The organism is Streptomyces sp. ATCC 21386 (assembly GCF_018728545.1).
Taxonomy (GTDB): Bacteria; Actinomycetota; Actinomycetes; order Streptomycetales; family Streptomycetaceae; genus Streptomyces.
Genome location: NZ_JAAVVL010000001.1, coordinates 8,564,765 through 8,582,921, shown reverse-complemented (window position 1 = coordinate 8,582,921; position 18,157 = coordinate 8,564,765). Strand labels below are relative to the sequence as shown.

Genomic DNA, 18,157 nt, shown 5'->3' with positions numbered 1-18,157 from the left:
GAGGTTGCGCGGGGGCCTCGGAAAGGGGTGGGCGCAGGTGTCGGAGGGCCGCGCGTGGGTGGGGGCTGGTCGCGCCCACGCAGCGAGGCCGCATGTGTCACAGCCCTGCGCCCCTTTGTTCGGGCTGCGCCCTCACGAGGGCCCGCTCACGGCGCGGTACAGTCTCGTCCATCCATCCCCGACGGCTTGTGGTGCATCCGTGATCCGATTCGACAACGTGTCCAAGGTCTACCCCAAGCAGACCCGCCCCGCACTCAGGGATGTCTCCCTGGAGGTGGAGAAGGGCGAGTTCGTGTTCCTCGTGGGCTCCTCCGGCTCCGGAAAGTCCACGTTCCTGCGGCTGATCCTCCGGGAGGAGCGGTGCAGCCAGGGACAGGTGCACGTCCTGGGCAAGGATCTCGCGCGGCTGTCCAACTGGAAGGTGCCGCAGATGCGGCGCCAGCTGGGGACGGTCTTCCAGGACTTCCGGCTGCTGCCCAACAAGACGGTCGGCGAGAACGTCGCCTTCGCGCAGGAGGTCATCGGCAAGTCGCGCGGTGAGATCCGCAAGTCCGTGCCGCAGGTGCTGGAACTGGTCGGCCTCGGCGGCAAGGAGGAGCGGATGCCGGGCGAGCTGTCGGGTGGTGAGCAGCAGCGGGTGGCCATCGCGCGGGCCTTCGTGAACCGGCCCAAGCTCCTGATCGCGGACGAGCCCACCGGCAACCTCGACCCGCAGACCTCCGTCGGCATCATGAAGCTGCTCGACCGCATCAACCGCACCGGCACCACCGTGGTGATGGCGACCCACGACCAGAACATCGTGGACCAGATGCGCAAGCGCGTCATCGAGCTGGAGAAGGGCCGCCTCGTCCGCGACCAGGCGCGCGGCGTCTACGGCTACCAGCACTGACCGCCCCGTCCACGGAAAGGCCTATCGAGTCGCCATGCGCGCCCAGTTCGTCCTGTCGGAGATCGGTGTCGGTCTCCGCCGCAACCTCACGATGACCTTCGCGGTCATCGTCTCCGTCGCCCTCTCCCTCGCCCTGTTCGGCGGCTCGCTGCTGATGAGCGACCAGGTCAGCCAGATGAAGGGCTACTGGTACGACAAGGTCAACGTGTCGATCTTCCTCTGCAACAAGAGCGACGCGGAGTCCGACCCGAACTGCGCCAAGGGCGCCGTCACGACCGAGCAGAAGAAGCAGATCAGGTCCGACCTGGACAAGATGGCGGTCGTCGCCGACGTCGCCCACGAGTCGCAGGACGAGGCGTACAAGCACTACAAGGAGCAGTTCGGCGACTCCCCGCTGGCCAGCAGCCTCACCCCGGACCAGATGCAGGAGTCGTACCGCATCAAGCTGAAGGACCCGGAGAAGTACCAGGTCATCGCGAGCGCCTTCAACGGCCGGGACGGTGTGCAGTCGGTGCAGGACCAGAAGGGCATCCTGGACAACCTCTTCAAGCTCCTCGGCTACCTGAACCTCGCGGCGCGCGGTGTGATGGCGGTCATGCTGGTCGTCGCGCTGCTGCTGATCGTCAACACGGTGCGTGTCTCCGCGTTCAGCCGTCGTCGTGAGATCGGGATCATGCGGCTGGTGGGCGCGTCGGGCTTCTACATCCAGGCGCCGTTCATCATGGAGGCGGCGGTCGCCGGTGTCATCGGCGGAGTGATCGCCTGCGTCTTCCTGGGACTCGGCCAGTACTTCGTGATCGACAACGGGGTGTCGCTGTCCCAGAACCTGCCCCTGATCAATTTCGTCGGCTGGGACGCGGTCCTCATCAAGCTGCCGCTCATCCTCACGGTGAGCTTCCTGATGCCGGCGTTGGCCGCGTTCGTCGCACTGCGCAAGTACCTGAAGGTGTGACGCATGCCCCTGGGGCCGTACCGGGCAAGGGCCGGTACGGCCCTTCGCGTTGTCCTAGACTCGCCGACATGTCAGGCCGCGACCTGTTCTCACCGCCCCGCCGCATCCGCCGCGGGGCCGCCCTGACATTGGTCTTCGCGAGCGTGCTCGCCACCGGCGCCGCGACCGGCTCCTTCGACGACCCGCGCCGGGAGGCCACGGCCGTCGCGCACCCCTCCCGCTCCACCCCGGCCGACAAGGAGCAGGACGTCGCCGACGCCGCGGCCGAGGCCATGGCCGAGGGCAAGTCCCCCGTGGAGGCCGCCGAACGGGCCGTCAGCCGCAGCGGCGACCGGTGGGGCGCGGTCTACTCCGAGGGCGAGTACGAGCAGTTCGAGGAGGCCCTCGACGGCGAGTACACCGGCGTCGGCCTCTGGACCCGGCTGGAGCGCGACGGCCGGATCGAGGTGACCCGGGTGCAGGACGGCTCGCCCGCCGCCCGTGCCGGGATCCGCGCGGGCGACCGCCTCGTCGGCGTCGACGGTGAGAAGGTCGACGGCCGCCCGGTCACCGAGGTCGTCTCCTTACTCCGCGGCGACGCGATCGACGAGGGCACCGGGAGCACCGGGACCCCGAAGAGCGCGGCCGCCGGTACGAAGGTGCGGCTGGAGCTGGAGCGCGCCGGCCGGACCTGGTCCGCGACCCTGCGCCGGGCCCGCCTCTCCACCGAGGACGTGACCGTGAGCCGTACCGCGGGCGGGGTCAGCGTCATCACGGTCGACGCGTTCACCAAGGGCTCCGGCGATCTCGTACGAGCCGCCGCCCGGCAGTCCGCCGACGCCTCCGGCTTCGTCCTCGACCTCCGTGGCAACGCCGGCGGTCTGGTCTCCGAGGCCGTCACCGCCGCCTCCGCCTTCCTCGACGGGGGCCTCGTCGCCACGTACGACGTCAAGGGCAGGGAGCGGGCCCTGCACGCCGAACCCGGCGGCGACACCACCAGACCCCTGGTCACGCTGGTCGACGGCGGCACGATGAGCGCGGCCGAGCTGCTCACCGGAGCCCTCCAGGACCGGGGCCGCGCGGTGGTCGTGGGCTCCCGCACCTTCGGCAAGGGCTCGGTGCAGATGCCGAGCCGCCTCCCCGACGGCTCCGTCGCCGAGCTGACCGTCGGCCACTACCGCACCCCCTCCGGCCGGGGCGTCGACGGCCGGGGCATCACCCCCGACCTCGAGGCGGACGAGGACGCCCTCCCGCGGGCCGAGACGGTGCTGAGCGGCCTCGGGCGGTGAGCCACACCCGTTGATCGTGCACGTGTGACCGTGCGCGCGGACCGCGCCCGTTAATCGGCTTCCCCCGCACCCCCTCCGTGGTGCCAAAATGGACGGCACTATGAGCAAGGGAATGTACGTACCGAAGGAGTCCCAGCCCAAGCAGGGCGGGGCGGCCGCCAAGGCCAGGGACGGCGAGAAGGGCGGCAGGAAGAAGATCGTCGCCCAGAACAAGAAGGCCCGGCACGACTACGCGATCATCGACACCTACGAGGCCGGTCTCGTCCTCATGGGGACCGAGGTCAAGTCGCTGCGCGAGGGCCGGACCTCGCTGACCGACGGCTTCGTCCAGATCGACCGGGGCGAGGCGTGGCTGCACAACGCCCACATCCCCGAGTACCACCAGGGCAGCTGGACCAACCACTCCGCGCGCCGCAAGCGGAAGCTGCTGCTGCACCGCGAGGAGATCGACAAGCTGGAGTCCAAGGCGCAGGAGACGGGTCACACGATCGTGCCCCTCGCCCTGTACTTCAAGGACGGCCGGGCCAAGGCCGAGATCGCTCTCGCGCGAGGCAAGAAGGAGTACGACAAGCGGCAGACGCTGCGGGAGAAGCAGGACCGGCGGGAGTCGGACCGGGCGATCGCGGCGGCGAAGCGGAGGCAGCGGGGCCAGTAGGGCGAGGCCGCCGGGAATACGGTGGCACGCGCTCGCGTTGGTCACGTACGATGGCTCTGCACCTCACAGCGGGTGCGCCGGCTCTCTCCGGAGGGCGTTGAAAAAACAACATGGGGATGATCGGTTTCGACAGCGGATGTTGAGGCAGGGGAAGCGTGTCGAGGAAGCGGCAATGATCTCGTTAACCATATGTCGCACCAAATAATCGCCAACACCAAGCGCGATTCCCAGACCTTCGCCCTCGCTGCCTAATAAGCAGTGACTGAAGGTCCCTAATGGGTGTCAGCCCGGGAGCGTTCCCGGCCCGGATCCTGGCATAATCTAGGGAACTAAACCATTGAGCCCGGTCACGGGGTTCAATGGGAAATCAAACAGTGACTGGGCCCGTCGGCGACTTGTTCGCGTGATCGCCGGGGCCGAGAAAATCACAGCGAACTGCACACGGAGAAGCCCTGGTTCTACACCGTTGGACGCGGGTTCGATTCCCGCCATCTCCACAATTCCCATGTGGGCGAGGCCCCGCTGCCGTAACGGCAGCGGGGCTTTCGTCATTTCACAGCGGCCGACGCCCGGTCATCCCGTCACCCGGCGGGCCGTGCTCGCGCGCACGGTCAGCCGGGGCGCGAGCAGGGTGGCCTCGGGGACGGGCGTGCCGGAGAGCTTCCTCATCAGCAGTGCCACCGCCTGTTCGCCCACCTCCGCCGCCGGGATCCCGATCGAGGTGGCGGGGACGGGGAGGGCGGTGGCGAGGTCGTCCGGGCACAGGGCCGTGATCGAGAGATCGGCGGGGACGCGCAGGCCCAGATGCTCGAAGGCGTCGACGAGAGGCTCCAGGACGGCCTCGTTGTGGATCACCAAGCCCGTGAGGGCCGGTTGTTCGCGCAGGAGCCGTTCCGCGACCGCGCGGGCCGCCGCCGGACTGGCCTCGCAGGGGTGGACGGTGGAGGCCATGCCGTTGCGGGTGGCGGCGGAGGTGAAGCCCTGGACGACTCGCTGGGCGAAGGACGTCTGGCGGACGTAGACCTCGGGCGGGGAGCCGATCAGCGCCACCACCCGATGACCCAGACCGGCCAGATGCTCCACACACAGCTCGCCCGCCGTCCTGAAGTCCAGGTCGATGCAGGTCAGACCGGAGGGGTCGGCGGGAAAGCCGATCAGGACCGAGGGGCGGTCCAGCGCGCGCAGCAACGGCAGCCTCGGATCGTGGAGTTGGACGTCCATCACGATCAACGCGTCCACCAGGGCCGAGTCCGCCACCCGCCGCAGGCCCTCGTCGCCCTCCTCCTGCGTCAACAGCAGGACGTCGTGGTCGTGCGCGCGGGCCGTCGTGACCGCCGAGACCGCGAACCGCATGACCACCGGCACATGGATCCCGGCCCGTAACGGCACCACCATCGCCAGCACGTTGGACTTGCTGCTGGCCAGGGCGCGGGCGCCCGCGTGCGGACGGTACCCCAGCTCGCGGATGGACGCCTCGACCCGCGCCCGCGTCTCCGCCGAGATCGGGCGCTTGCCGCTCAGCGCGTACGAGACGGTGCTCGGGGAGACGCCCGCGTGCCGGGCCACGTCCGTGATCTTCACCGTCACTGCGACCTCGTCTCCGCGTGAGTGGACTCCTCGTCCAGATCCATCGTCAGGAATCCCGTGCCCGCCTCCGCCCGGACCTCACGCCCGTCCGCCGCCAGCCCCCAGGGCGCCGCCGGGTCGCCGCAGGAGGCCCGCAGCACGTTCCCCTCCCGTACCACGGTGAACGTCACCCCGCCCACCGGGACCGTCACCTGGGCGCCGTGTTCGAGGCCGTACGCGTGCAGGGTGACCCCGTCGGCGTGGTCGTGATCCGGGCGGTCGACCGCCGCGCCGACCGGAACGACCGCGCCCGGCCGGACCAGCAGCGGCACGCTTCTGAAGTCGTGGCGCTCGCGGACCCAGCGGGGTCCGGTGACCGTGCCGCCGTCCGGGAAGCGGGTCCAGGTGCCCTCGGGGACGTAGTACGTGACGTCCCCCTCGTCGTTGAAGACGGGCGCCACGAGGAGGTCGGGGCCCAGCATGTACTGGCGTTCGAGGTGCGCGCAGCCCGGGTCGTCCGGGAACTCCAGCACCATCGCCCGCATCATCGGCACCCCCTCGGTGTGGGCGGTGCGCGCGGCCTCGTAGAGGTAGGGCATGAGGCTCAGCTTGAGGTGGGTGAACTTCCGCAGCACGTCGACCGATTCGTCGTCGAAGAGCCAGGGGACCCGGTACGACGACGAGCCGTGCAGCCGGCTGTGGGAGGAGAGCATGCCGAAGGCGATCCAGCGTTTGAAGAGGCCGGGCGAGGGAGTGCCCTCGAAGCCGCCGATGTCGTGGCTCCAGTAGCCGAAGCCCGACAGGCCCAGCGACAGGCCGCCCCGCAGGGACTCGGCCATCGACTCGTACGTGGACTCGCAGTCGCCGCCCCAGTGCACGGGGAAGCGCTGGCCGCCGACCGTCGCCGAGCGGGCGAAGAGGACCGCCTCGCCCTCGCCCCGGTGTTTGCGCAGGACGTCGAAGACGGTGCGGTTGTAGAGGTAGGTGTAGTAGTTGTGCATCCGCTCCGGGTCCGTGCCGTCGGACCACGCCACGTCCAGGGGCACCCGCTCGCCGAAGTCGGTCTTGAAGCAGTCGACGCCCTGGGCGAGCAGCCTCTCCAGCTTCGACGCGTACCACTCGCGGGCCGCCGCGCTGGTGAAGTCGACCAGCGCCATGCCGGGCTGCCACAGGTCCCACTGCCAGACACTGCCGTCCGGCCGGCGCAGGAGATGGCCGAGGGCCTTGCCCTCCGCGAAGAGCGGGGAGCGCTGGGCGATGTACGGGTTGATCCAGACGCTGATCCTCAGGCCCCGGCGTTTGAGCCGGGCCAGCATCCCCTCCGGGTCGGGGAAGACCCGGGGATCCCACTCGAAGTCGCACCACTGGAACTCGCGCATCCAGAAGCAGTCGAAGTGGAAGACGGACAGGGGCAGCCGGCGCTCCCGCATGCCCTCGATGAAGGAGGTCACCGTCTCCTCGTCGTAGGAGGTGGTGAAGGACGTCGACAGCCACAGGCCGAAAGACCAGGCGGGCGGGAGGGCCGGACGCCCGGTGAGGGCCGTGTACTTGCGGAGGATGTCCTTCGGGGTGGGGCCGTAGATGACGTAGTACGTGAGCTGCTGGGTCTCCGCGCTGAACTGGACCCTGGACACGACCTCCGAGGCGACCTCGAAGGACACCTTGCCGGGGTGGTCGACGAAGACGCCGTAACCCGCGTCGGTGAGGTAGAACGGCACGTTCTTGTAGGCCTGTTCGGTGGCCGTGCCGCCGTCGGCGTTCCAGATGTCCACCACCTGGCCGTTCTTGACCAGCGGGCCGAAGCGTTCGCCGAGGCCGTACACGGAGGTGCCGACGCCCAGGTTGAGCTGTTCGCGCAGGTAGTGGGCGCCGGACGCCTCGCGCATGATGCCCATCGACTTGGGGCCGCTGGAGGTGAGCGTGCGGCCGTGCGCGAGGAAGTCGACCTGCCAGGGGCCGCCGCGGGAGACCCGGACCGACAGCTCTCCGGCGGTGAGCGTGGCGTGCTCGTCGTCGTAGGAGGTGTGCGGGGTGAACTCCTCGCTCGTCAGCTCGAAGTGCGGGCCGCGAGGCCGTTCGCCCTCGAAGTGGGTGAACGTGACACCGATGACGTCGGCCATCGGGGCGTGGGCGCTGATCGTCACGACCGGTCCCTTCAGCAGGTCGCCGCGGTGGCGGATCGGCTGGGTCGGGGCGTGCACCTTCAGGGCGCCGCCCTCCGTCGCGGTGACGTCGAGCACTTCGACCGGGTACGCGGCGGTGACACCTTCGCGCAGCAGCCAGTAGCCGTCGGTGAACTTCATGGGGGGATCTCCTTACGTCACGGCCTACTTCACGGCTCCCACGGCGATGCCACGGGTGAGCGTGCGCTGGAAGAGGAGGAAGAACACGAGGGCGGGGAGCAGACCGAGGAGGGCGGCCGCGTTGGTCATCGTGGCGTCCATCAGACGCTGGCCCTGGAGGACACCGAGGGCCACGGACACGGTCTGGTTGTCGTTGGAGATCAGCATGACCAGCGGGAGCAGGAACTCGTTCCAGGTCCAGATGAAGAAGAAGACCAGGAGCACACCGAGGGTGGGGCGGCTGACGGGGACGACGATCCGCCACAGCACCTGCCACTTGCTCGCGCCGTCGATCCGGGCCGCCTCGAGGATCTCGCGGGGGAACCCGGCGAGGACGGAGGCGAGGAGATAGGTGCCGAAGGCCGCCTGGATCACCGTGAAGACGATGATCACGCTGAGCCTGGTGTCGTAGAGGCCGACCTCCTTGCTCAAGTAGTAGACGGGATAGACCAGCGCTTCCTGCGGGAGCACGTTCGCGAGGACGAAGAAGGCGAGGACCCAGGTCCGGCCCCTGATCCGGCCGATGCCGATCGCGTACGCGTTCAGGACGGACAGGACCACGGCGAGCACCGCCACCGAGCCGCTGATCAGTACCGAGTTGATGAGCTTGCCGCCGAAGTCGACGCGTTCCCAGAAGTCCCTGACGCCGTCCGTGTAGAACCCCTCGGGGAGGCTGAGCGGGCCGTTCTGGGCGTACTCGGCGGGGGACTTGACCGCGTTGAGCGCGACGATCAGGAACGGCACGATCATGAAGAGGGCCGCGACGCACAGGGCGATCAGCACCGGGTAGCGGCGCAGGGCGGCGGTCATCGCTCGGCCCTCTCCTGGAGCCTCAGGCCGACCAGGGCCAGGGCGAGGACCAGCACGGTCAGCACGGTGGAGATCGCCGCGCCGTAGCCGACCTGCGTCTTCTCGAAGAACGTGGTGAAGGAGAAGTAGGACGGCACGTCCGTGGCACCGCCGGGGCCGCCCTTGGTCAGGACGTACACCGCGCCGAACACCTTGAGCGCGGCGATCGTGCACCACAGGAGGACGACGTGGATCTCGGGGCGGATCTGCGGCAGCGTGATGTGCAGGAAGCGGCGCCACCAGCCGGCGCCGTCAAGCTCGGCCGCCTCGTACAGCGCCGGGTCGACGCGCTGCAGGCCCGCCATGAAGACCACCAGCGGGAAACCGAGCTGCACCCACACCATCACGGCCATGACGGTGTAGAGGGCGAGATCAGGGTCGCCCAGCCAGTCCTGCTGCCAGCCGCCCAGCCCGACCGCCTTCAGCACCTCGTTCAGGGACCCGTTCTCCGGCGCGAGGATCCAGCTCCAGACGATGCCGGCGACCGCGATCGGCAGCACCTGGGGCAGGTAGAAGCAGGCGCGCAGCACGGCGGTGACCCGGTCGCCGAAGTGCTTGCCGACGAAGTCGAACAGGGCGGCGGCCAGGACCAGCCCGAGCGCGGTCGGCACGGCGGCCATGGCGACCACCATGAACAGGCTGTGCCGGAACGACGCCCAGAAGTCCTCGTCGCCGAACAGCTCCCGGTAGTTGGCGAGACCGGACCACTCGGGGCTGCCCACCCCCTGCCAGTCGGTGAAGCTCACCCCCGTGTTCATCAGGAACGGGACGACGACGACGGCGAGGAAGGCGAGGGCGCCAGGGAGGAGGTACAGGGCGTAGGAGTCACCCGGGCGGCGGGGGCGGTGCGGGGCATGGCGCTCCTCACCTGCGGCCGGCCGCCGCGCGACGGTCACCGTCATCGCTTCGGCGCGTCCTTCTCGTACGCCTCCCCGATCGCGTCCAGGAAGGCGTCCGGGTCCGCGCCGCCGGTGATCAGTTTCTGGGTCTCGGAGACGAGGACGTCGTAGAAGCCGGGGACGGGCCAGTCGGGATAGAAGGCCAGGCCGTCCTTCTCGGCCAGGGCGTTGAAGTCGGCGATCAGCTCCTTCGCCCGGGGGTCGGTGACGGCGTCAGGGTCGGCGGCCACCGGGACGCCGCCCTCGTTGCCCAGCAGGTTCTGGATCTTCTCCGACATGGTGATGTCGATGAAGTCGTAGGCGAGTTCCTTGTTCTCCGCGCCCTTCGGGACGACCCAGAGGTTGCCGCCCGAGCCGAGGGTGAGGTCGGTGTCGGGCCACGGGAAGGTGCCCCAGTCGAACTGGTTCTCCGCCTCGAAGCGGCCGAACCACCAGCTTCCCGAGAACAGGATCGGTGCCTTGCCCTGGATGAACGAGACGCCCGCGTCCTCGGACTTCGTCCCCGTCGACCTCTCGCTGAAGTACCCCTTCTCCACCCAGTCGGCGAAGGTCTCGGCCCCGTACGTCCACGCGGCGTCGTGGAAGTCGGCCTCGCCCTCGTACAGCTGGTAGGCATCGACCCAGGAGCGGTCCGCCCGGCTCAGCGCCAGCTGGTAGAGGTACTGCTGTGCCATGTACTCGGCGCCGGCGTTGGCCAGCGGGGTGATGCCCGCGTCGACGAACTCGTCCATGGCGGCGGTGAGTTCGCCGAGGGTGGTGGGCTCGGTGATGCCGTGCTTCGCGAAGAGGTCCTTGTTGTAGAAGACCATCGTGTACTCGGCGTAGTTGGGCACGCCGTACCACTTGCCGGAGCCCATGACCCCGTCCGTGTCGTACTGACTGGTGGTCCGGACACCCGCGCCGATCTTCTTGTCCCAGCCGCGCGCGGTGACCTCCGGGGTGAGGTCGGTGAGCAGGCCCTGCCTGGAGAGGAGCCCGGCCGTCGCGTTGCCCTTGTTGTACTCCATGAGGTCGGGCGCGTCGGAGGAGTTGAGGACCATCGGGGCCGTCTTGCGGATCTGCTCGAAGCCCTTCTCCTCGAACTCGACCTCCACGCCCGGATGGGTCTTCTCGAACTCCTCGATCGCCGCGCTCCAGGCCACGCCCATCGCGCTGTCGGGGCCCTCGTAGTGCCAGAGGCGGAGTGTCCTGCCGTCCCCGCTCCCGCCGCCGTCCGAGCCGCCGCAGGAGGTCAGGAGCAGGGCTCCGCCCAGGGCCGCCGCGGCGACCGCCGTCATACGCCTTCGTGCCGTTGACATCCTGTGCCTCCGGGGGAGTCGGATGGATCGTCGAACGGTGGTGGTCGAATCGCTTCGACGAATGATGTCGAAGCGCTTCGACGGAAGGTAGGGGTGGGTTCAGGGCGCGTCAATGGGCGAGCGCGAATTCGTCCGGATCGCGGCGATCAGCAGGGCCGAGGCCGCCGCGGCCACCGGCACCGCGAAGCCTGTGGTGCCGACGGCGGGGCCGGCGCCCCCCGCCGGGTCGTGCTCCACGACCCAGCCGCCGAGGGCCGAGCCACCCGCTATCCCGCCGAGCAGACCGGTGACGGCGAGGGTCATGCCCTCGTTCGACTGGCCCGGCGGAGTGCGGTGCTGGACCAGCGCCATGGCGGTGACCATCGTGGGGGCGGTGGCCATGCCGGCGAGGAGGAGGGCCGGGGCGAGGAACAGGAGGGAGCCGGTGGTGGCGGCGGTGAGCCAGGGCAGCGCCATCAGGGCGGCCATCGCGGCCAGGCACCGGCGGAAGCGGGGTTCCGCGGGGCCCGTCACCCGCAGCGCGCCGTACGCCAGGCCCGCCACGCAGGAGCCGGCCGCCTGGAGGCCGAGGATCACGCCCGCCGCGGAGGCGTGACCCCGGGCGTCCGCGTAGGCGATGGTCACGACCTCCAGGGAGCCGAAGACCGCGCCGGCGGCGAAGAAGACGGCGAGGAGTCGGGGGATCCCGGGGGTCCTGAGGGGAGACTTCGCGGCCGTACGGCCCGTGGGCGGCGGCTCCGTGGCGCGCTGGGCGGCGAGCACCAGGACGCCCGTCATGAAGAGCAGGCCGCCTATCAGGGTGCCGGCCTCGGGGAACAGGGTGGTGCAGAGGAAGGCGGCGACGACCGGACCGAGCATGAAGCAGAGCTCGTCCGCCGCCTGTTCGAAGGAGTTGGCGGTGTGCAGGGCGGCCGGGTCGTCCTTCAGCAGGTGGGCCCAGCGGGCGCGGGCCATGCCGCCGGTGTTGGGGGCCGTGGCGGTGGCCGCGTAGGAGGCGAACAGGGTCCAGTCGGGGGCGTTCCAGTGGACACAGGCGATCAGGCCGAGGCCGCCGAGGAGGGCGACGGCGGTGGCGGGGACGGCGACCCTGGCCTGGCCGTGGCGGTCCACCAGCCGGGCGGTCCAGGGGGCGACCAGGGCGGTCGCGGCGAGGCCCGTGGCGACGACGGCGCCGGCGAGGGCGTAGGAGCCGCGGGAGCCGGCGATCATGAGGATCGCGCTGATGCTGAACATGCCCATGGGGAGGCGGGCGAGGATGCCTCCGGCGGTGAAGCGGAGGGTGCCGGGGATGCGGAAGAGGGTGCGGTAGGGGGTGATGGCGCCTGATGGGGTGGGGGTGGTGGTGCGTCGCCTTCCTCGGGTGCTGGCGCGTTGTGGCTGGTCGCGCAGTTCCCCGCGCCCCTGAGAAGCAGGGGCTGCGCCCCTGCGTCGGCGGGTGCGGGTTCGGTCGGGCTTCTCGCGCAGTTCCCCGCGCCCCTTGGGCCGGCGGGGGCGGAAGTCGGCTGCCACGAGCGTGTCGGCGGTGACAGTCAGCAACGGGCTGTGTTGCTCGGCGGGTTCGTGGTGCGGCATGGCGCAACCCTCGCCCCGGTCGTGATCCACCGTCCAACACCTGATCCGTGGTGATTCACGCATCCTGGTTGTAAATTCGGCGGATGTCCTCCCTGCCCCATGCCGTCGAGCCCCGGTTGCTGCGGGGGTTTCTCGCCGTCGCCGAAGAACTGCACTTCACCCGGGCCGCCGCCCGGCTCTACGTCGCCCAGCAGGCGCTCAGCCGGGATGTGCGGCGGCTGGAGCGGGAGTTGGGGGTGGAGCTGTTCGTGCGCAGCACCCGGCAGGTGGTCCTGACGGGGGACGGGGAGCGGCTGGTACCCCACGCGCGGCGGGTGCTGGACGCGCACGAGGAGCTGATGGCCGCGTTCCGGCAGGTGCGGCCCCTGCTGGTGGACCTGAACTCACCGGGACTGGACACCGGGGCCCGCGTGCTGCGGCGGGCCCGGGAACTCGCGCCGGAGCTGGAGTTGATGGCCCGCTACGAGAGCGGGCTGACCCACGCGGCCGCCGAGATCCTCGCCGGGCGGCTGGACGTGTCGTTCGGGAGGTTCGCCGGGCTCGAACCGGCGGTGCGGGCACGGCTCGCGCAGCAGCCGGTGCGGTACGCGCCGATGACGGTGATCCTGCCCGAGGACCACCGGCTGGCCGCGCTGGACGCCGTACCGCTGGCGGAACTCGCGGGCGAGCGGGTGTACGCCGGGGCCGGGAACCCGCGTACGCCGGAGTGGACGGACCTGGCGGCGCGGCTCTTCGCGGGGCGGGGCATCGAGATCGCGGCACCCGCCCCGCTGGCCGTGGGGGAGGAGGAGTTCCAGCGGATCATGGCCAAGAGGAGGTCACCGGTGCTCGCGGTGGTGGACTTCCCGCCCATGCCGGGCACGGTGGCGCGGCCGCTCGTCGACCCCGTGCCGCTGTCCCCGGTCTCGCTGGTGTGGCGGAAGGGTTTCAGCCATCCGGGGCTCGACGCGTTGCGGCGGGCCGCCGCCGAGCTGGCGCGGGCGGAAGTATGGCTGTCACATCCGGAGGACGGGTGGATTCCGCCCACAGATGCACTCATCATGATGACCTTCACCTGACGTCACACACATACACATCTTTCCCGCCCATACATTCGTTGGCCCGGGTGCGTGTGATGGGTGGGGCGCCCCGGATCGGGTGGGGGCCCGGTCCGGTACAGGAAAGTGCGACCGTCCGGCATCGACCACGCGCTCGGAACGATCCCGTGGGGGGAAGTGCGTGCACGTCGACAACTGGCCCAAGGGCATTCAGCCGAAGCGGACCGAGGGCGAGGGCCCGGGTCCGGGCCGTGGTGGCAGTGGTGGTGGCAGCGGCAGCGGTGCGTCGGACGGGGTGGTCTGGCCCGACGCCGCCGGCAGAACGGGAGCAGTCTCCCAGGTGGAGGCGAGGCCCTGGGAACAGCCCGACCAGCCCGGGCGCAACCACGACCCGCACGAGGTGACCGTGCAGCTCGACGGCGTCGGGCGTGAGGTGGAGGAAGGGACCGGCAGGCACGCCGGCAAGAACGGGGACCCGGCCGGCGCCGGTCAGGACTCCGACGGGCCGGTCTTCGTCGACGAGTCGGGACGGCGCCGCAACCTCTACCGGCGGCTCGGCATCGCCGTCGGCACCGCCTGCGCGGCGTACGCCGTGGTCATCGTCGGCACCCTGGTGTCGGGCAACTCCGACGCGCCCTGGCTGCCGGTGCCGATGCAGAAGGACGACAAGCCGGCGGGCAGGGTGGACACACCTCCGGAGCCGGCCGAGTCGGACGACCGGTCCGACACGGCGGACGGTTTCGTCCCGGACGCCGGTCCGGGCGGCGGTCGCGCGGGCGCCACGGTCTCGCCCGGCGGCAAGTCGCCCACCGGTGCGTCGGGCCGGGCCAGGCAACCGGAGGAGTCCTCCGGTGCCGAACCCTCGGCCGCGCCCAGCGCCGGAGTGGTGCCGCAGCCGAAGCCGAGCACCAGCGCCAAGGACCCCGAGCCGTCCGCCTCCGCGTCCGAGCCGCCGAAGGTCGACCCGACCCCCTCGGACTCGCCCTCGCCCGCGCCCTCGGACACCACCGACCCCGGACCCGCTCCGGACGGTGGCGGCACGGACACCGTCGCCGGCGGTCCCGCCTCCCCGGCGCCCGTCGAGCCGGCCCCGGCGACCTCGGACAGCTCGCAGAGCCCGCAGGAGCCGACGGGCCCGCAGGACCCGCAGAACCCGGAGACACCCGCCTGATGACCCGCTCCCAGCGCGGCGGCACGCCTTCGCGTGCCGCCAAGCGCCCCTCCCACCCGTCGCGCTCCTCGAACACAAGTGCGGGCAGCGCCGCCGACAGCCCGGGGAACGGCTCCGCGAAGGCCAAGCGGTCGCGCAAGAGCCCGAAGAAGCGTTCCGGGCGCCGCCTGCCGCTGCGCTACCTGCTGCCCTGTGTGCTGCTCCTCGCCCTGATGGCCATGCTCATGCTGCGCGGATACGTGCACAGCGAGATCCTCGCGGACCACCGGGTCCGCCCGCCCGTCTCCAACGACCAGGTACCGAAGGACATACTGAAGGGCGGGCCCGTGATCGACACCCGCTCGGAGAACCGGCGCAGCCTAAAGGTCCCCGACTACGAGCTGGTCCTGACGTTCGACGACGGGCCGGACCCCCGGTGGACCCCCAAGGTCCTCGACATGCTGAGGAAGCACGACGCCAAGGCCGTCTTCTTCATCACCGGCACCATGGCCTCCCGCTACCCGGACCTGGTCCAGCGGATGGTCGACGAGGGCCACGAGATCGGTCTGCACACCTTCAACCACCCGGACCTCTCGCTCCAGAGCAAGGACCGCATCGACTGGGAGCTCTCCCAGAACCAGCTGGCGCTCGCGGGCGCCGCGGGCATCCGCACCTCGCTGTTCCGGCCGCCGTACTCGTCGTTCTCGGAGCGCATGGACAACCGGACCTGGCCGGTGACGCAGTACATCGGCAGCCGCGGTTACATCACCGTCGTCAGCGACACCGACAGCCAGGACTGGCAGCGGCCGGGCGTCGCCGAGATCATCCGCCGGTCCACGCCCGAGCGCGGCGAGGGCGCGGTCGTGCTGATGCACGACTCCGGCGGCGACCGCTCGCAGACCGTCGCCGCGCTGGACCGCTACATCCCCCAACTCCAGGTCAAGGGCTACAAGTTCGACACCCTGACCGGAGCTCTGAAGGCACCCAGCGCGCACACCCCGGTCACCGGCCTCGGCCTGGTGAAGGGCAAGGTCTGGGTCACCCTGGTGCAGGTCTCGGAGAGCACCACCAGCGTCCTCGTCGTCGCCCTCGCGGTCGTCGGCGTCCTCGTCCTCGCCCGCTTCGGCCTGATGCTGGTCCTGTCCCTCGTGCACGCCCGCCGGGTCCGCCGCCGGAACTTCCGCTGGGGCCCGGACGGGCCGGTCACGGAACCCGTCTCGGTGCTCGTCCCCGCGTACAACGAGGCCAAGTGCATCGAGAAGACGGTCCGTTCCCTGGTGGCGAGCGACCACCCCATCGAGGTGCTCGTCATCGACGACGGCTCCAGCGACGGCACGGCCGGCATCGTCGAGGAGCTCGGCAAGGACCTGCCGGGCGTCCGTGTCGTACGGCAGCTCAACGCGGGCAAGCCGGCCGCCCTCAACCGGGGCATCGCCAACGCCCGGCACGAGATCATCGTCATGATGGACGGCGACACGGTCTTCGAACCGTCCACCGTCCGTGAGCTGGTCCAGCCCTTCGCCGACCCCCGTGTCGGCGCGGTCGCGGGCAACGCCAAGGTCGGCAACCGGGACACCCTCATCGGGGCCTGGCAGCACATCGAGTACGTGATGGGCTTCAACCTCGACCGCCGGATGTACGACATCCTGCGCTGCATGCCGACCATCCCCGGAGCGGTCGGGGCGTTCCGCCGCACGGCCCTCGAACGCGTCGGCGGGATGAGCGAGGACACCCTCGCCGAGGACACCGACATCACCATGGCCATGCACCGCGACGGCTGGCACGTCGTCTACGCCGAGAACGCGCGCGCCTGGACCGAGGCCCCGGAATCCGTCCAGCAGCTGTGGTCCCAGCGTTACCGCTGGTCGTACGGCACCATGCAGGCGATCTGGAAGCACCGGGGCTCACTCTTCGACCGGGGCCCCTCCGGCCGCTTCGGGCGCGTGGGCCTGCCGCTGGTGTCCCTCTTCATGGTCGTCGCGCCCCTGCTGGCCCCGCTCATCGACGTCTTCCTGCTCTACGGGCTGATCTTCGGGCCCACGGAGAAGACCATCGGCGCCTGGCTGGGCGTCCTGGCCGTCCAAGTGGTCTGCGCGGCCCTCGCGTTCCACCTCGACAAGGAGCGCATGACCCATCTGATCTCCCTCCCGCTGCAGCAACTCCTCTACCGCCAGCTGATGTACGTCGTCCTGCTCCAGTCGTGGATCACGGCGCTGACCGGCGGCCGGCTGCGCTGGCAGAAGCTGCGGCGGACGGGGGCCGTGGGGCTGCCCGGCGGCTCCCCGGAAGGGGCCGTGCCCCAGCAGAAGTCGGCCGAGCGGAGGCCCGTGGGATGAGCACCCTCGCACACGGCTCCACACCACCGGACTCCACGCCGCCGGACGCCGCGCAGTCCGACCCCGCGCAGACCGACCCCGCGCGGTCCGGTTCCACCGCGCCGGGCGTGCCCCCGCAGGCCGGCGCCGGACCGCAGGACCCGCCCGCCCGCGCTCCCGGCCGGAACCGGTACTTCGACCTTCTCAGGGCCCTCGCCCTCTTCCGGGTGGTGCTCTACCACCTCACCGGCTGGGCCTGGCTGCCGCTCCTCTTCCCCTCCATGGGCGTGATGTTCGCCCTCGCCGGCCACCTCATGGCGCGCTCGCTGAAGCGCCCGGCCCTGGGCGTCGTCCGCGGCCGCCTGCGCCGACTGCTGCCGCCCGTGTGGCTGCTCGGCGTCGTCGGCGTGACCGCGATGGTGGTCCAGGGATGGGGGCCGGACGCGGACGGACACCCCGCCTGGTGGTGGTTCCACCTCACGTTCTGGATCCTCCCGATCAGCGATCCGCCGTACGCCGAGGGTCTGCCCGCGGTGCACGGCCTCATCGGCGCCGACTGGGCCGCGGAGCTCGCCGGGCCGCTCTGGTACGTCCGCGCCTACGTCTGGTACGTGGTCCTCTCCCCGCTGCTGCTCCGCGCGCTGCGGGCGGTGCCGGCGGTGACGGTCCTCGCGCCGATCGCGCTGGCCGGAGTGTTCGAGCTGGGCCTGCTCCAGCTACCGGGCGAGCGGTTCGCGTCGGGGCTGACGGACTTCAGCACCTTCGGCGCCTGCTGGATCCTCGGCATGGCCCACCAGGAGGGCATCCTCGCGCGCCTGCCGCGCTACCTCGTCCCCTCCGTGGCCCCGGTGGTCGCCCTGACCGGCCTCTGGTACGCCCTGAACCACGACTTCGGCACCGGCAACGACCTGGACAGCATGCCGTTCGCCCAGGCGCTCTGGTCCGTCGGCACGGTGGCGCTGCTGCTGCACATCAGCCCGTCGTGGCAGGAGTGGCCGGACCGGCTGCGCCGCTGGGACGGGCTGATCACCCTGCTCAACGCCCGTGCGGTGACGATCTATCTCTGGCACAACACCTGTGTCCTGATCGCCGCGACCCAGTGGGACCGGCTGTGGAGCGTGGTCTTCCTCGAACGACACGTGCCCTGGCTGCTGGAGAGCGTCTGGCCCGTGCTGGTCGTGACCTGGCTGCTGATCGCCGTCTGCGTCGTCGCCTTCGGCTGGGCGGAGGATCTGGCGGCCCGGCGCAGGCCACGATGGTGGCCGAGCCGCCGTGTACTGACCCGGTAACCAACCGGGATACGCACTTGCGTACGACTGACCGGGTGTTGGATGTTGGGCTCGCTTGAGGCAGGTGTTCCGCGCA

At 70.6% G+C, this 18,157-nt stretch carries 14 protein-coding genes and 1 other RNA gene; 9 read left to right on the top strand and 6 right to left on the bottom strand.

Annotated elements, in window-relative coordinates:
• The first annotated feature begins 199 nt into the window (after positions 1 to 199).
• The 5 genes from ftsE (at position 200) to ssrA (ending at position 4,264) form a co-directional block, all read left to right on the top strand.
• Positions 200 to 889, top strand: a complete 690-nt coding sequence (gene ftsE / locus GWK25_RS36810) for a cell division ATP-binding protein FtsE (protein ID WP_009320785.1) — start codon at positions 200 to 202, stop codon at positions 887 to 889.
• 34 nt (positions 890 to 923) lie between these two features.
• Positions 924 to 1,841: a permease-like cell division protein FtsX gene (ftsX, locus tag GWK25_RS36805; protein ID WP_215455806.1), complete on the top strand. Its 918-nt coding sequence runs from the start codon at positions 924 to 926 to the stop codon at positions 1,839 to 1,841.
• Between the two features lie 68 nt (positions 1,842 to 1,909).
• The gene (locus tag GWK25_RS36800; protein ID WP_215455805.1) at positions 1,910 to 3,109 is read left to right on the top strand and encodes a S41 family peptidase; all 1,200 of its coding nucleotides are present in this window, start codon (positions 1,910 to 1,912) and stop codon (positions 3,107 to 3,109) included.
• A gap of 112 nt (positions 3,110 to 3,221) precedes the next feature.
• Positions 3,222 to 3,764: an SsrA-binding protein SmpB gene (gene smpB, locus GWK25_RS36795; RefSeq protein WP_251830589.1), complete on the top strand. Its 543-nt coding sequence runs from the start codon at positions 3,222 to 3,224 to the stop codon at positions 3,762 to 3,764.
• 112 nt (positions 3,765 to 3,876) lie between these two features.
• Positions 3,877 to 4,264, top strand: a transfer-messenger RNA (tmRNA) gene (ssrA, locus tag GWK25_RS36790).
• A 73-nt stretch (positions 4,265 to 4,337) separates the two neighbouring features.
• Here the strand turns inward: ssrA and GWK25_RS36785 are convergent.
• The 6 genes from GWK25_RS36785 to GWK25_RS36760 all read right to left on the bottom strand — a co-directional run bounded on the left by GWK25_RS36785 (position 4,338) and on the right by GWK25_RS36760 (position 12,290).
• Positions 4,338 to 5,351 (bottom strand): LacI family DNA-binding transcriptional regulator, encoded by a 1,014-nt coding sequence (locus tag GWK25_RS36785; RefSeq protein WP_215455804.1) that lies wholly within the window; start codon positions 5,349 to 5,351, stop codon positions 4,338 to 4,340.
• Complete coding sequence (gene yicI / locus GWK25_RS36780) at positions 5,348 to 7,633, bottom strand: alpha-xylosidase (protein ID WP_215455803.1); 2,286 nt, start codon at positions 7,631 to 7,633, stop codon at positions 5,348 to 5,350. Before yicI ends, GWK25_RS36785 begins: the two co-directional genes overlap by 4 nt.
• Positions 7,634 to 7,657: 24 nt before the next feature.
• Positions 7,658 to 8,482, bottom strand: coding sequence for a carbohydrate ABC transporter permease (locus GWK25_RS36775; RefSeq protein WP_215455802.1), 825 nt, complete (start codon positions 8,480 to 8,482; stop codon positions 7,658 to 7,660).
• The gene (locus GWK25_RS36770; RefSeq protein ID WP_215455801.1) at positions 8,479 to 9,423 is read right to left on the bottom strand and encodes a carbohydrate ABC transporter permease; all 945 of its coding nucleotides are present in this window, start codon (positions 9,421 to 9,423) and stop codon (positions 8,479 to 8,481) included. The genes GWK25_RS36775 and GWK25_RS36770 overlap by 4 nt, the downstream gene beginning before the upstream one ends.
• The gene (locus GWK25_RS36765) at positions 9,420 to 10,718 is read right to left on the bottom strand and encodes an extracellular solute-binding protein (protein WP_215455800.1); all 1,299 of its coding nucleotides are present in this window, start codon (positions 10,716 to 10,718) and stop codon (positions 9,420 to 9,422) included. The genes GWK25_RS36770 and GWK25_RS36765 overlap by 4 nt, the downstream gene beginning before the upstream one ends.
• 99 nt (positions 10,719 to 10,817) lie before the next feature.
• The gene (locus tag GWK25_RS36760) at positions 10,818 to 12,290 is read right to left on the bottom strand and encodes an MFS transporter (RefSeq protein WP_215455799.1); all 1,473 of its coding nucleotides are present in this window, start codon (positions 12,288 to 12,290) and stop codon (positions 10,818 to 10,820) included.
• 83 nt (positions 12,291 to 12,373) lie between these two features.
• Between GWK25_RS36760 and GWK25_RS36755 the strand changes: the two genes are divergently transcribed.
• The 4 genes from GWK25_RS36755 (at position 12,374) to GWK25_RS36740 (ending at position 18,081) form a co-directional block, all read left to right on the top strand.
• Positions 12,374 to 13,348: a LysR family transcriptional regulator gene (locus GWK25_RS36755; RefSeq protein ID WP_215455798.1), complete on the top strand. Its 975-nt coding sequence runs from the start codon at positions 12,374 to 12,376 to the stop codon at positions 13,346 to 13,348.
• A gap of 160 nt (positions 13,349 to 13,508) precedes the next feature.
• The gene (locus tag GWK25_RS36750) at positions 13,509 to 14,498 is read left to right on the top strand and encodes a hypothetical protein (RefSeq protein WP_251829207.1); all 990 of its coding nucleotides are present in this window, start codon (positions 13,509 to 13,511) and stop codon (positions 14,496 to 14,498) included.
• Positions 14,498 to 16,813: a glycosyltransferase gene (locus GWK25_RS36745; protein ID WP_215455797.1), complete on the top strand. Its 2,316-nt coding sequence runs from the start codon at positions 14,498 to 14,500 to the stop codon at positions 16,811 to 16,813. The genes GWK25_RS36750 and GWK25_RS36745 overlap by 1 nt, the downstream gene beginning before the upstream one ends.
• Positions 16,810 to 18,081 (top strand): acyltransferase, encoded by a 1,272-nt coding sequence (locus tag GWK25_RS36740; RefSeq protein WP_215455796.1) that lies wholly within the window; start codon positions 16,810 to 16,812, stop codon positions 18,079 to 18,081. The genes GWK25_RS36745 and GWK25_RS36740 overlap by 4 nt, the downstream gene beginning before the upstream one ends.
• The last annotated feature ends 76 nt before the right edge of the window (positions 18,082 to 18,157 follow it).

Coding starts and splice junctions, on each gene's coding strand:
- GWK25_RS36765 (WP_215455800.1), bottom strand. CDS start 10,718: ATGTCAACGGCACGAAGGCGTATGACGGCGGTCGCCGCGGCGGCCCTG.
- GWK25_RS36740 (WP_215455796.1), top strand. CDS start 16,810: ATGAGCACCCTCGCACACGGCTCCACACCACCGGACTCCACGCCGCCG.
- GWK25_RS36745 (WP_215455797.1), top strand. CDS start 14,498: ATGACCCGCTCCCAGCGCGGCGGCACGCCTTCGCGTGCCGCCAAGCGC.
- smpB (WP_251830589.1), top strand. CDS start 3,222: ATGTACGTACCGAAGGAGTCCCAGCCCAAGCAGGGCGGGGCGGCCGCC.
- GWK25_RS36770 (WP_215455801.1), bottom strand. CDS start 9,423: ATGACGGTGACCGTCGCGCGGCGGCCGGCCGCAGGTGAGGAGCGCCAT.
- yicI (WP_215455803.1), bottom strand. CDS start 7,633: ATGAAGTTCACCGACGGCTACTGGCTGCTGCGCGAAGGTGTCACCGCC.
- ftsX (WP_215455806.1), top strand. CDS start 924: ATGCGCGCCCAGTTCGTCCTGTCGGAGATCGGTGTCGGTCTCCGCCGC.
- GWK25_RS36775 (WP_215455802.1), bottom strand. CDS start 8,482: ATGACCGCCGCCCTGCGCCGCTACCCGGTGCTGATCGCCCTGTGCGTC.
- GWK25_RS36755 (WP_215455798.1), top strand. CDS start 12,374: ATGTCCTCCCTGCCCCATGCCGTCGAGCCCCGGTTGCTGCGGGGGTTT.
- GWK25_RS36800 (WP_215455805.1), top strand. CDS start 1,910: ATGTCAGGCCGCGACCTGTTCTCACCGCCCCGCCGCATCCGCCGCGGG.
- GWK25_RS36760 (WP_215455799.1), bottom strand. CDS start 12,290: ATGCCGCACCACGAACCCGCCGAGCAACACAGCCCGTTGCTGACTGTC.